General features: G+C 67.2%; 10 protein-coding genes. 4 read left to right on the top strand and 6 right to left on the bottom strand.

What is annotated here, in order from left to right; all coding sequences use genetic code 11:
* Positions 1–59: 59 nt before the first annotated feature.
* Positions 60–371, top strand: coding sequence for a hypothetical protein (locus RWS82_RS00330; protein ID WP_314645666.1), 312 nt, complete (start codon positions 60–62; stop codon positions 369–371).
* A 508-nt stretch (positions 372–879) separates the two neighbouring features.
* Here RWS82_RS00330 and RWS82_RS00325 read toward each other — a convergent pair.
* From RWS82_RS00325 to RWS82_RS00310, 4 genes are read right to left on the bottom strand one after another with little or no spacing between them, the layout of a single operon-like run.
* Entirely contained in the window at positions 880–1,806 is a 927-nt protein-coding gene (locus RWS82_RS00325; RefSeq protein ID WP_314645664.1) for a TniQ family protein, read from the bottom strand.
* 11 nt (positions 1,807–1,817) lie between these two features.
* The gene (locus tag RWS82_RS00320; protein ID WP_314645663.1) at positions 1,818–2,807 is read right to left on the bottom strand and encodes an ATP-binding protein; all 990 of its coding nucleotides are present in this window, start codon (positions 2,805–2,807) and stop codon (positions 1,818–1,820) included.
* A complete protein-coding gene (locus RWS82_RS00315) occupies positions 2,807–4,786 on the bottom strand; it encodes a DDE-type integrase/transposase/recombinase (RefSeq protein ID WP_314645661.1) in 1,980 nt (659 codons plus the stop codon). Before RWS82_RS00315 ends, RWS82_RS00320 begins: the two co-directional genes overlap by 1 nt.
* Positions 4,787–4,836: 50 nt before the next feature.
* Positions 4,837–5,577, bottom strand: a complete 741-nt coding sequence (locus RWS82_RS00310) for a TnsA-like heteromeric transposase endonuclease subunit (protein WP_314645658.1) — start codon at positions 5,575–5,577, stop codon at positions 4,837–4,839.
* Between the two features lie 398 nt (positions 5,578–5,975).
* On the opposite strand from RWS82_RS00310, the gene RWS82_RS00305 reads away from it, so the two are divergent.
* The 3 genes from RWS82_RS00305 (at position 5,976) to hrpB (ending at position 10,919) form a co-directional block, all read left to right on the top strand.
* Positions 5,976–6,404, top strand: a complete 429-nt coding sequence (locus RWS82_RS00305; protein ID WP_314645656.1) for a MarR family transcriptional regulator — start codon at positions 5,976–5,978, stop codon at positions 6,402–6,404.
* A gap of 115 nt (positions 6,405–6,519) precedes the next feature.
* On the top strand, positions 6,520–8,151 hold the full coding sequence (locus tag RWS82_RS00300; RefSeq protein WP_314645655.1) for an SPFH domain-containing protein: 1,632 nt from the start codon (positions 6,520–6,522) through the stop codon (positions 8,149–8,151).
* A gap of 215 nt (positions 8,152–8,366) precedes the next feature.
* Complete coding sequence (hrpB, locus tag RWS82_RS00295; RefSeq protein WP_314645654.1) at positions 8,367–10,919, top strand: ATP-dependent helicase HrpB; 2,553 nt, start codon at positions 8,367–8,369, stop codon at positions 10,917–10,919.
* Between the two features lie 34 nt (positions 10,920–10,953).
* Here hrpB and RWS82_RS00290 read toward each other — a convergent pair whose 3' ends face one another.
* Positions 10,954–11,688: an ABC transporter permease gene (locus tag RWS82_RS00290; protein WP_314645653.1), complete on the bottom strand. Its 735-nt coding sequence runs from the start codon at positions 11,686–11,688 to the stop codon at positions 10,954–10,956.
* On the bottom strand, positions 11,685–12,488 hold the full coding sequence (locus RWS82_RS00285; RefSeq protein ID WP_314645650.1) for an ABC transporter ATP-binding protein: 804 nt from the start codon (positions 12,486–12,488) through the stop codon (positions 11,685–11,687). The genes RWS82_RS00290 and RWS82_RS00285 overlap by 4 nt, the downstream gene beginning before the upstream one ends.
* Positions 12,489–12,540 lie beyond the last annotated feature (52 nt).

Raw genomic sequence — 12,540 nt, 5'->3', positions numbered from 1 at the left:
CAGAACGTATCCCGACGCTCGGTGCTCGAACGTCCCCGTGGGAACGGAAGAATGGAGCGGTGAACGATGGGCTGTTTGACTTCGGCGACTCCGCCGCCCCTGCAGAGGCGCGACCGGCGCTCATGACGCCGCGACAGCGACAGACAATCCGCGAGCTGTTCGCAAAGCTCGGTATCGCCAGCGCTCGCGACCAGTTCGACATTGTGGCTGAGGTGACGGGAGTCCGAATCACCTCAGTGGCGGAGCTTGAACTTGGCGCGGCCAACGTACTCATTCGCCAGCTCGAGAGCCGCGCTGCCGCGGCCGGTCGTGTCAGCACGGGGAACTCCTGGGCTGACCGAGACGAGGACACGTGGATCGATCGCCTGTAGAAGGGCCGCATCGCGCTGCGTACCGGACTCACCAGAGAGCGGAACATCCACACTGCGTCCTGGGCCCCGGGCGCGGGTAACAGGGATGTTCCCAAAATGTTCCCAAGCCGCACCGCGAGGGAATGATGTAGGCCCCCGATCCCATTCGTGCAAGAGACCGGGGGCGTCTGCTCGCCCGACGAGCACCCACCCATGACGGGCTGGGAAGCTCGCGCCGACATCTTGGCGGCGAATCACATTCTCTGATGGTCTGACGTGCGTCGCCCGGTCTCTGAGATGGTCACTGGAGCCAGCCGCCTCATGACCAACGTCCGCGCATCGGGCTGGAAGCGCCGAGCAGTCGGCCGAGACGCGTTGGGCGGGTTGCGAGAACCCCGAGCGGAGCGGTCTGCGACCGCGCTCGTCTCGGCAACTCCACCGCCTCGGCGCGCGAGCAGCTTGGACTCGGGATGCGATGTCGAGCCCCGTTCGGAGCTCGGATCTTTTCACCTGACGTTGCGGAGACGCTTTACCGGAGAGACGCTCTGTACTCGGGAGGGACGAATCGAACGGGGCGCCCCGCATGGCTCGTCCCTCGAAAGTTCGGCCAACGATCTATGCGGGTATTCATGTGGCGCAGCAAGCCCGCTCGAATCGTCTTCATCCTCTTCAATAGCGCTTCCGGCACATCGGTGTCATCGTCGGCCCGGTCACGAGGGACCTGGGCGATTGTCGAGCGGAGGTCTCCATTCGTCCGAGCCTCAGCTCCCAATCGCAACAAGAGAGCAGCGACGATACGGTTGGCGAGCTTCGCGTCGTCCAGTATCTCGAACATTCGTGGCGAGGCAAGAGCGAGGATGAGTTCGATCAAGCCGGGCAGGGACGCCCATTGGTCGTCAAGATCCATCGTCTCAGCCGAGCCACGCGCCGGGTGCCACCAACCGTTCATCAGGTCACGAGCGATGGCTGCGATGGTCGTGCGGTAACCGATCGAGCTCGCGTGCAGGTTTCCGTTCAATCGGCGCTGAGCGCCAACCAAGCCGTCGATGTCACTCACGTCAAGGTCGAGGCCGTTGGCGTGCCAGCGTCCGTGACGTAGACAGACAGGGCCCGACAGGCGCTCGACGAATACTAGTTCGCCCTGCGTGCACCGTCGGCACAGGGTCATGAGCCCGGGCGCTGCTCCGTTGCAGTACGGGCAGGAACGCACCCACAGCGTCGGATCGTGCCGACACGTTGACGCATATCGATGTCCGTTGTCGACGAATGCACGTGGGGGCAACCCCGCGAGCTCGCACACCGCTTCCAGGGCTTTATTGGGGGCAATGCCCGGCCCCAATAAAGAATCTTCCTGCCTCATGGCGCGCCACACGTCATGTTCGGACACCCGATTTGCTGCGCACAGGCGAGAGAAGAAGCTCACCGGGCTCTCATCCGGATAGAGGCGAACGCTCACCGGAAGCGATCTCATCCTCGTTGGCGGCTTCGCGCAGCCGCCTGGCGCCGCTCGACCTCTTTGTCGAACCGGCGCAGGTCGAGGGTTTCTGAACCGTCATCGATCGCATGAAGCGCCGCCAACTGAAGCAAGTCCTTCAACGGCCCGATCTCTCCATGTGTGAGCCAGTAGAGCGACTTCGCGCCCGACAGGATGCTCCCCGCCGACTGATCCAACAGACATAGCGAGTCCTCCATCGCGAGAAGCAGATTGCCCCAGTCGGTTCGTCCTTGCTTCGTGGTGATGCTGAAGGGGCTGGCATCGTAGAGCTCGAAGCGCTTGCGTATCTGCCCTTCTCGAGTTCCCTCCAGCATCCCGGTGCCCTCGACTGCGATTCCCGCGTAAACGAATGTGCTGCCGCAGCGTTCGGACAACTGCTTCAGCATGTCGGAGGCCTCGATGTTGCTGCGAAATTTCAGGTCGAGGTGGTGAATGTCATCCACGAGAACGAGTTCAGTCCCGCAGCGTCGCATGGCGTTCGCAACCATCTCGACGAGTTCGTTGTACAGGATGCCTCGCCGAGTCGGGAGTCCGAAGAATCGGACGAACTCGAGTAGCAGCGCTCGTGCGCCGGCTTGCGCGGGGACAGCCACGTAAACGACCGGAACCGTGCTCTCATTCTTCTCACTTGCCATCAACCGCCGTCGGAGCTCATGCTCTTTACCGATCTGCAGCAGCGTCGTCGTTTTGCCCTGGCCCGGTTCTCCGGAGAGGATCAGGCCGAGCTTGCCGACCAGACGATACCCGTTGAGGTAGACGCGGTCGCGAACGGCAGCCTGAAACTCGGCGAACTGTGGCGTCTTGACGAACGCTCCGGCCTGAGAATACCTCGCTCTGGCCTGGTTATAGAGGGCTCTCTCCGCCGGGCCCATGGCCCTAACCTCAGCCTTGGATGTCAGTACCGGCTTCTCATACACCGCGTCGACGTAGTGGCGCCAGCCTTCTTTCGTCGCGATATCCATCAATCGCCCAACCCGTCATCGAAACCATCTGTGGGCTGGGTTATCAGCACGAAACCTCCGCTGTGCGGCCAGGACGCTTCAACCTCAGTCTCAGCCGCGAAGTCGGCCGATCCCGGTAGCTCCGGGTCGCCTTCGACAGGGGCTGCGGGACTCGTCAGCCGTTCGGCGCTCATGGGGTCGGCCGCCACCGCTTTGGTTCGTGCGCGTCGACGCTGCTCCTTCGAGACCTTTGCCCGCGCCGCGTTCCCATTCGCGGCGAAGGTCTTCATCCCCTCGACAAGCTCTTCACGATCGGCTGCCTCCGGTGTCACTCCTTGCCGGTACTGCTCGAGCGCAGTCCTCCAGACGTCGCCCAGCATGGGCGTGCTGTGCACATGGTTCGCCCAGAAGAGCGGGATGAGCTCTCCGTTGTCGTCCAACCAGACGACATGCAGGTTGTAGGGGTCGACGCGAAGCCGCCACTTGCCATCGTTTCGCCGGTCGTTCGATTTTCGCCTTCGGTACGGCGACAGCAGGGACGAGTCGTACACGCGATGGTCGATCGTGACTCCGTACTGGTTGATCCGACGGTGAATCGTCGGCAGCATTCGTATGAAGTCGCGTTCGGTCAGGGGCACGTGCAACTCAGGAGCGAGAGACCGAAAGGCTCGGAACATTTGATTCGGAGAAAGCACGACCCGTGGTTCGGTGGGATGGCGCAACCCGTCGTGTGGACGGTTCTGCCAATCGACCGCGATCCAGTCCTCGAGCAGCTCCTGCATCTGAGCGATCGTGAGCAAGCTATTCGAGTCGATCGTGGCATCTTTTCCACGATGCTCCACACTGCGTCCCACGTAGCCTTTCAGGTACTGGAGGAACAGGGTGTTGATCGACTTGAACGTTCGCTCGACGTGAGCTTTATCTGTTGGAGTGTGAGGCGACGCGGTCACGTACGAGATGTCCAGATGGTCGCAGGCGGCCCTGAAGTCTCGCGACAGGAAGTTGCGCCCGCGGTCCGTCGTGATCGAGTCTGGAAAGATGAAGGGTTGAGCCATCCGAGCGCGCTCATACCGTTCTTGATCGAGCAGGACATCGTCCGCCCAAAGAGTGGAGATCAGTCGACGGGTTTCTCGAGCTCCTTCCGGGCGGCGGGAGTAAGGGACAAGCGCTCGCGCTAGTGCGATGACGATGTCCACGCCCTTGGTTCCCGCCGGGCGTAAAATCGCCGACAGGATTGACCGAGTCGCCACGTCCACCATGATCGTGAGTTCAGGGCGAGCGACGGTTGACTCGTCAATCCGCACCATGACGTCGAGCACTGTGGAGTCGATCTGGACTTGCTCTCCGGGCCTCGTCGCCGTGACCGAAGTGAATACGTCGTCCGGTCGAAGTGAGAGTGACTCTCGAGTCTTCGCCGAGCCGAAAGAACTCCTGCCGCGATCGAGCGTGCCGAGCAGGCGGTAGAACGAGGAGCGGCTTGGCAAGGAGATGCCCTCTCCGAAGTCTCTGCGAGCCCGACGAGAGACCTCTTCGATCACCGCGCTCGCGCTCGTAGTAGACGCACGTTTCCTCCCCGTGAGAACCTCTTCGATCAGCGCGATGACACGTGGGTCGACTCGCATGTTCTGAGCGGCGCGCAAACCGGCTGTGCGCTTATCGGCCAACCCAGACAGGCCGTTTCGACGGTATGAAGAGATTCGCCGCTCCAGAGTGCGTACCGAGATCGTGCGTCCCATGGCGTCGCCGACCCTTCTCGCTTCGTGATCGAGAGCCTCGCCGCGCGGCACACCGCTTGCCTGCGCGCTGTCGAGTCGCTCGATGGCTTCTTTCCAGATGCGCACTTCGCGCGCCACAGACTCGCCCAACTCATCGACAGCAACTCGATCAAACACTGGCGCGATGACGCGCTCCATGTCCGCGGTAGCTACGTCGAAGGCGACGTCAATCTCCTCCCCATCCTGCGTTTCAAGCGTCACGAACTCGGACCGCACGATGATCACGAGACACTCTTCGCCCCGCCAACGCACGCGGTCTCCCGCATTCATCCGCATCACGAAACTCCGGGCGCGACGACTGTGCGCATGTTCAGCGGTTCCTCAAAATCGGCAGTCAGCTTGTTCGTCCAGAGCATCGCGTAGCACCGGGCGTAGCCGAGGTCTCCTCCACCCAATGCGACCACGGCATCTCGCAGCTCCATGGGAGAGGACGGCGGCGTGTACTGACCGAGCTCAGCGTCCCATCGCGGATCGCGGTACCTGCGGAGGAACCGCAGGTTCGCATCCCGCACCGGATGATTGCCCCGGAACACGGCATATCCCCACCCAAACTCAGCGCAGATCTGTGCCGTGCGGTCGAACTTGAGGATGGTGTCGGAGTCTTCCAGATGCTTCGCGAGCTTGACGTCCACAACGACGGAGAGCCCGTGGCGCAGCCGCACAAAGTAGTCAGGCACGTGGCTCAAACCGCGCTCGTCCGCCCACCTGATCCACATCGGCTGGCTGGACACCGCTTCGACGTCACCGTTCCTATCGAGTTCCATGAGGCAAGAACGTTCGGTCAGCGACTCGAAGGGCACCGACGATCCCGTACTCGCCATCCACAGCGAACCGTCGTAGTGGCGCTTCCCCTTCCACGCCGGAAATTGCCTTATCGGATCGCACACCGCGAAGTCGACTCCGCCTGCGTCCGCGATCGCTCGCCGGTGACGCTGACCCAGCATCTGATACTCAACCGAGGCGGCGGGAAGCGTCGTCTCCCCGGTCTGCGTCGACCATCCCCATCCGAAGTCCATACGTCCCAATCGCGCTATAGCGGTGAACAAGTAGGGCCTGCGTCCATCTCTTGCCACGAAACGTACGCGGGACGTGATTCAGCCCCGCGCCAGCCACGCCGTCTTCGACAACATTCGTGAGACACCGCCAGGAAGTCCGAGACAGCCGACAGATCTCGTGAGACTCCGCCAACAAGTGCGAGAAGGGACACCAGACCTGCCGGGATCGAACCAAGATTTCGTGACCGAACCGTTGCATTCGTTACCTCGCCGTTATACAGTGATCGCACGGTGAATGTTTGCTGTGGCACTCACCGGATGTGATTGCAGGACACTCTTGGTGCAAGGGACAAGGGCCGGTCGGACGCCTCTCCGACCGGCCCTTACTGCTGCCCGAGACCGGCCGGTATCCTGTGAGGATGACCGATCGCAAGCTCGCCCTCGCCGCCTGGGAGAGTCTGTTCCGTGCACAGCACGAGGTCTTCCACGACATGCTCGCCGACTTCGAGGGCACCGACCTCACGCAGGCCGAGTACGACGTGATGCTCACGGTCACGCGCTCGCCCGAGATGACCACGCGGTTGCGTGACATCACCGCGAACATGCTCATCAGCCAGCCCAGCGTCTCGCGCCTCGTCGATCGCATGGTCACGCGCGGCCTGGTCTCGAAGTGCGCCGACCCGGAAGACGGACGCGGCGCCCTGATCAGCGCGACCGAGTCGGGGGCACGGGCGTTCCGCTCGATCGCCCTGGTGCACGGACGGTCGATCGCCCAGCGCATGTCGGCTCTCGACGACGACGAGCTGCGCACCCTCCGCACCCTGACGGACAAGCTCCGCCGCTCCTGACGCGGGCACATCTGCCCCGGGCATCCGTTCCTGTGTTCTGGCAGGGTGGATGCTGAGAGCCCGGCACGACGCCGGGCCCGGACCGCCCCCGAGGGGGGAACAGGGAGGTCTATCCATGGAGATCGCCGGAGCCATCGGCATCCTCGTCATCGTCGGTATCGCGCTCGTCGCCGCCGTCGTCGTCCTGCTGATCCTGCTGCTGTTCGCACGCAGCTGGATCAAGGTCGCGCGCGCCGACGAGGCGCTCGTCATCTCGGGACGCAAGCAAAAGGTGCAACGCACCGTCGCGTCGGTCAATCCCGACGGCACCACCACCACGCGCCCCGAGGTCGAGGAGTCGCCCGTCACGGTCATCGTGAACGGCAAGTCGCTCGTCAACCCGATCACGCAGCGGCACGAGATCATCTCGCTGCGCTCGCGTCAGGTGTCGCTCAACGCCGAGGCGCAGTCGCTCGACAACGTCACTCTCAACGTCGACGGCGTCGCGATCGTGAAGATCGGATCCGACCCGGTGTACGTGCGCCGCGCCGCCGAGCGCTTCGCCTCACAGGACAAGGCGATCGAGCAGTTCACCACCGAGCAGCTCGAAGGTGCGCTCCGCGGCATCGTCGCCACGCTCTCGGTCGTCGAGCTCATGCGGGAGCGAAAGAAGTTCTCCGACCAGATCGCCGCCGACGTCTCGCAGGAGCTCGCCGAGCAGGGCCTCATCCTCGACTCGTTCCAGATCAAGGGCATCACCGACAAGGTCGGCTACATCCAGTCGCTGGGTGCGCCCGAGATCCAGGCGAAGCGTCAGGCCGCCGAGATCTCGCAGACGAATGCCGACCGCGCGATCAACCAGAAGTTCATCGCCAACCAGGAAGCGAACCTGATCGAGCAGACGGCGCTCGACACCAACACCGCGAACGCCAACGCCGGCATCGGTCGAGCGCGCGCCGAGGCCGAACAGGCCGAGAACCTCGCTCGCGAGCAGGCGCAGCAGGCGGTGCTGCAGCAGCAGGCCGAGAACCGCCAGGCCCAGCTCGACGCCGACGTCAAGCGCGTCGCCGACGCTCAGCGCTACGAGGCCGAGACGCGCGCGCAGGCCGAGCTGTACACGCGTGAGCGGGCTGCCGAGGCTGCCGCGATCGAGCAGGTCAAGCAGGCCGAGGCCCGCACCCGCATCGCCGAGCAGCAGGCCCAGGCCGACAAGGCCCGCGCCGACGGTGAGGCGGCGGCCGCGGTCGCCACCGCCACCGGTGAGGCCGACGCCCTGCGCTCGAAGGCCGAGGCCGAGGCCGAAGCGCGTCGTCTGCGCGCGAGCGCCGAAGCCGACGCGATCCGCGCCGAGGGTGAGGCGCGTGCCGCCGCCGTCGAGGCCGAGGCGAAGGCCATCGCCTCGAACCAGGAGGCGTTCCTCTCGCAGCGCGTGCTCGAGGTGCTCCCGTCGATCATGGGCGAGTTCGCCAAGGGCTACGCCGCGATCGGCAACGTGTCGATCGTCGGCGGCTCCGGCGAGGACGGCGCCTCCCAGGTCGTGGGCGCCGACAGCGCCAAGGCCCTGCGCTCGGTGTTCGACAGCGTGCACTCCGCCACCGGGCTCGACCTGGCCGGCATCATTCAGGGCCAGGCCGTGGGCCGCGGGATCGGGGCCGGCATGGCCGAGGCATCCGCCCCCGCACCCGACCCGGCGTCATCGTCGGCGTCGGCGCCCCGGACCAGCACCCCGGCGACTCCGCCCCCGCCGCCCCCTGCGGCGGCCGAATAACACAGCACAACGCGGATGCCGCGGCCGATCCGGTCGCGGCATCCGTCGTCTGCGCGGGCGCTTCTGCTCCATACGCGGTCCACAACTCAGGACGAGACCGGCCCGCAGCCGATTTTCGCGCTTGCGCCGGCCGGTTCCGACCGGCGGTCCTGAGTTATGGTCACCCCCTCCCCGCCTCGGCGCGGCGGAACCCCGCGCCGGGGCAGACTGGAGGCATGACGTCCGCCGCCTTCGACCTCGCCGCGATCGGCGCGGGGCTGTCGTTCGCCGCGGCGATCGAGGCGCTTCGGGCGGCGCTCGACACGAGCACCTCGGTCGTCGTGAGCGCTCCCCCTGGCACAGGCAAGACCACTCTCGTTCCGCCGCTGCTCGCCTCGCGGTCGTCGGGTCGTGTGATCGTGACCCAGCCGCGCCGCGTGGCCGCGCGGGCCGCCGCGCGCCGTCTGGCGCAGCTCGACGGCTCGCCGCTCGGCACCCGCGTCGGTTTCACCGTCCGCGGCGAGCGCGCGGTCGGGCCGCAGACGCGGGTCGAGTTCGTCACGGCGGGCGTGCTGCTGCGGCGTCTGCTCGACGACCCCGGCCTCACGGGCGTGGATGCCGTGATCATCGACGAGGTGCACGAGCGCGCGATCGAGACCGACCTGCTGATCGGCCTGCTCTCGGAGGTGCGGGAGCTGCGCGAAGACCTCGTGCTTCTCGCCATGTCGGCGACTCTGGACGCCGCACGCATCGCGGCCGTGATCGGGTCGGATGGGGCACCCGCTCCCGTCGTCACGCACGACGTTCCCGCTTTCCCGCTCACTGAGCGGTGGGCGCCGAGCCCTGCGCCGCGCCTCGACGACCGCGGAGTCACCCGCGTTTTCCTCGACCATGTCGCGCGCACCACGGCATCGGCTGCGATCGATCTGCGCCACGACGACTCCGCGGCCGACGTGCTGGTCTTCGCGCCGGGTGCGCGCGAGGTGTCGGAGGTCGCCCGCCGCCTGCGCGACACGACCGACGGGTTCGACGTGCGTGAGCTGCACGGCCGTCTGCCGGCCGCCGAACAGGATGCGGTGATCCGCGGCCGCCGCCCCGACGAGCCCACGCGCATCATCGTCGCGACCTCGCTCGCAGAGTCCTCGCTCACCGTGCCTGGCGTGCGTCTCGTGGTGGACACCTGCCTCGCGCGCATGCCTCAGCGCGACACCGCACGCGGGATGACGGGTCTCGTGACCGCCGCCGCCTCCCGCTCGTCGAGCGTGCAGCGCGCCGGGCGCGCCACCCGACAGGGCCCGGGCATCGTGGTGCGCTGCGTCGACGAGCGCACCTACGCCACGGCTCCCGCGCGACCGACCCCCGAGATCGCCTCGACCGACCTCGCCGATGCGGCCCTGCTGCTCGCCTGCTGGGGCGCACCGGGCGGTTCGGGCCTGCGACTGATCGACCCGCTGCCTGCGGAGAATCTGGCGGATGCCCTCCGAGTGCTGCGCGACCTGGGGGCGATCGATGACGAGGGCCGTGCGACGTCAGCCGGTCGAGACCTCGCCCGCATCCCGACCGATCCCCGACTGGCACGTGCCCTGCGTGACGGCAGCCCGGTGGTGGGTTCCCGCCTCGCCGCCGAGGTCGTCGCGCTGCTCGGCGGCGAGGTGCGTACGGCCGATTCCGACGTTGCGCGGGCGCTCGTCGCGCTGCGGAGCGGCGGATCGCCGGAGGCCCGGCGGTGGCGCAGCGAGGCGGATCGCCTGGAGCGCATGACCACGCCCGCGCCGGGCGTGCGCTCCGACCTCGACGGCGTCGGCCTCGTGATCGCGCTCGCGTTCCCCGAGCGGATCGCCCGACGCGTCGACCGCACGGCGGAGGGCGCGACGGTTCTGTTGGCCTCCGGAACTCGCGCCGGGGTGAGCGGTCCCCTCGCGGCCGTCGAGTGGCTGGCGATCGCCGATGTCACGCGAGCCGGCGGGCGGGCGGCGGCGGGCTCCGGTGCGGTCGTCCGGTCGGCGGCGGTGCTCACCGAGAAGCAGATGGAGTTCGCGGCCAGCCACCTGCTCACCGACCGCGTCGAGGCGGAGTTCGTCGGAGGTCGCGTGCAGGCGCGTCGCGAGCGCCGAGTGGGCGCAATCCTCCGTTCCTCGGCGCCGGTGCGCGCGTCGGCGGCGGAGGGCCGAGATGCGGTGCGGCGCGCCCTGCATCGTGAGGGGCTGGGCATGTTCACCTGGTCGGCGTCGGCCGTCGATTTGCGGAACCGTCTGGCGCTGCTGCACCGCGAGGGGGGCAACCCGTGGCCGGACGTGTCTGACGGAGCACTCGTCGCCGCGCTCGACTCCTGGCTGTCGCCGGAGCTCGATGCTCTCGCCGGCGGCACCCCCGCGGCCCGGGTCGACCTGACCTCCGCGCTCCGACGACTGCTGCCCTGGCCCGAGGCGAGTCGCTTCGACGAGCTCGTGCCCGAGCGGCTCGAGGTACCCAGCGGCTCGCGCATCCGCATCGCCTACCCGGCGCCCGATGAGCCGGATGCCCGCCCCGTCGTCGCCGTGAAGCTGCAGGAGTGCTTCGGCTGGGCCGAGACGCCGCGGCTGGTCGACGGCCGCGTTCCCGTGCTCTTCCATCTCCTCTCCCCCGCCGGCCGTCCTCTTGCGGTCACGGCCGACCTCGCCTCGTTCTGGTCGGGCCCGTATGCGCAGGTGCGCGCCGAGATGCGCGGCCGGTACCCCAAGCATCCGTGGCCCGAGGACCCGTGGGCCGCCGCGCCGACGCGGCACACCAAGAACCGCGCTGCCCGCTGAGACCGCTGCACATCGGCGCGCGGTCGGCTGCGCCTCAACGCGTGCGCCGCCGCAGTGTCAGCGACGCGAGCACCAGCGCCCCGACGGTGAACGCCCCCACGACGCACAACGGGCCGAACACGTCCCACCCGTCGTCGCCTGAGGTGACGGCGTCGATCGCGTCGATCGCGTGGCTCAGCGGCAGCCAGTCCGATATCGCGAAGAGCACGTCGGGCATCCGGTCACGGGGCATGAAGAGTCCGCCGAGGATGATCTGCGGGAACACCAGCACGGGCATGAACTGCACCGCCTGGAATTCGGTCTGAGCGAAGGCGCTCGCAAGCAGTCCGAGCGCGGTGCCGAGCAGGGCGTCGACGATGGCCACGAGTCCGAGCTGCCACAGCGGCCCGTCGACGGTGAGACCGCACACCCCGACGGCGAAGGACACGGTGATCACCGCCTGCAGCAGCGCCACGGTTCCGAACGCGAGCGCGTAGCCGAGGATGAAGTCGGGCTTGCCGAGCGGAGTCGTCAGGAGACGTTCGAGCGTGCCGGACCGTCTCTCGCGCAGCGTGGTGATCGAGGTCACGAGGAACATGACGATGAAGGGGAACAGCGCGAGAATCGGCCCGCCGAACCGGTCGAACACCCCATCCTGATCGCTGAACAGCCACGCGAAGAGTCCCACGAGAAAACTCGGGGCGACGAGCATGAGCGCGATCGAGCGCGGGTCGTGGCGCAGCTGCGCGAGCACGCGGACCGCGGTGGAGAGCATCCGGGTGCCGTTCATCCACTGACGCCCTCTGTCCGGGGCCGGCGCGACCGACGCGTCGTGATGCCGGTCGGGGCTGATGCCTCGCCGCGGTCGTGTGCGATCAGCGTGAGGAAGGCGGCCTCCGCGTCGGCGGCGCCGGTCGTCTGGAGGAGTCCCTGCGGGGTCGTATCGGCGATGATCTGGCCGTCGCGCATCAGCAGCAGGCGGTCGCAGCGCGTCGCTTCGTCCAGGACGTGGCTCGAGACGATCAGGGTCGCACCGCGGTCGGCAAGGCGGCGGAATAGCACCCACAGCTCGGCGCGCAGTACGGGGTCGAGGCCTACGGTCGGCTCGTCGAGCACGATGACTTCGGGCGCCCCGATCAGCGCGATGGCGAGCGACACGCGATTCCTCTGCCCACCGCTGAGCGACTCGACGACCTGGTCCGCCTGAGTGCCCAGCCCCACCTCGGAGAGCACCCGATCGACATCGCCTCTCGGCGCGCGCAACAAGCGCGCGAAGTACACGAGGTTCTGCCGAACGGTCAGGTCGGCGTACACCGACGCACCCTGGGTGCCGTAGGCGACGCGGCGGCGCAGCGAGGGCGATCCGCCGCGTTCGCCGAGCACCGTGATGCGTCCGGATTCGATGCGCTGCACACCCACGATGGCGCGCATCAGCGTGGTCTTCCCGCATCCCGACGGCCCGAGCAGCCCGGTGATCTGGCCGCGCGGCACGCTCAGTCCGATCCCGTCGAAGACGCGCACGCGGCCGCGGCGCACTCGAAGGTGCGAGATCTCGACGGCGGCGCCCTCGCTCACCGATCCGGCATCCATGAAGCGATTATGCTCCCGCGTCGCCCTACGTAGCAGCACCTCGTTCCGCCTG

The organism is uncultured Microbacterium sp., from assembly GCF_963528945.1.
Lineage (GTDB): Bacteria > Actinomycetota > Actinomycetes > Actinomycetales > Microbacteriaceae > Microbacterium.
The sequence above is the reverse complement of the archived record's forward strand: the minus strand, read 5'-3'. Positions and strand labels throughout refer to the sequence as shown.

What these genes read in the sequence shown, in the direction of transcription:
- RWS82_RS00305 (WP_314645656.1), top strand. Translation starts at nt 5,976, where the DNA reads ATGACCGATCGCAAGCTCGCCCTCGCCGCCTGGGAGAGTCTGTTCCGT.
- RWS82_RS00300 (WP_314645655.1), top strand. Translation starts at nt 6,520, where the DNA reads ATGGAGATCGCCGGAGCCATCGGCATCCTCGTCATCGTCGGTATCGCG.
- RWS82_RS00320 (WP_314645663.1), bottom strand. Translation starts at nt 2,807, where the DNA reads ATGGATATCGCGACGAAAGAAGGCTGGCGCCACTACGTCGACGCGGTG.
- RWS82_RS00285 (WP_314645650.1), bottom strand. Translation starts at nt 12,488, where the DNA reads ATGGATGCCGGATCGGTGAGCGAGGGCGCCGCCGTCGAGATCTCGCAC.
- RWS82_RS00310 (WP_314645658.1), bottom strand. Translation starts at nt 5,577, where the DNA reads ATGGACTTCGGATGGGGATGGTCGACGCAGACCGGGGAGACGACGCTT.
- RWS82_RS00290 (WP_314645653.1), bottom strand. Translation starts at nt 11,688, where the DNA reads ATGAACGGCACCCGGATGCTCTCCACCGCGGTCCGCGTGCTCGCGCAG.
- hrpB (WP_314645654.1), top strand. Translation starts at nt 8,367, where the DNA reads ATGACGTCCGCCGCCTTCGACCTCGCCGCGATCGGCGCGGGGCTGTCG.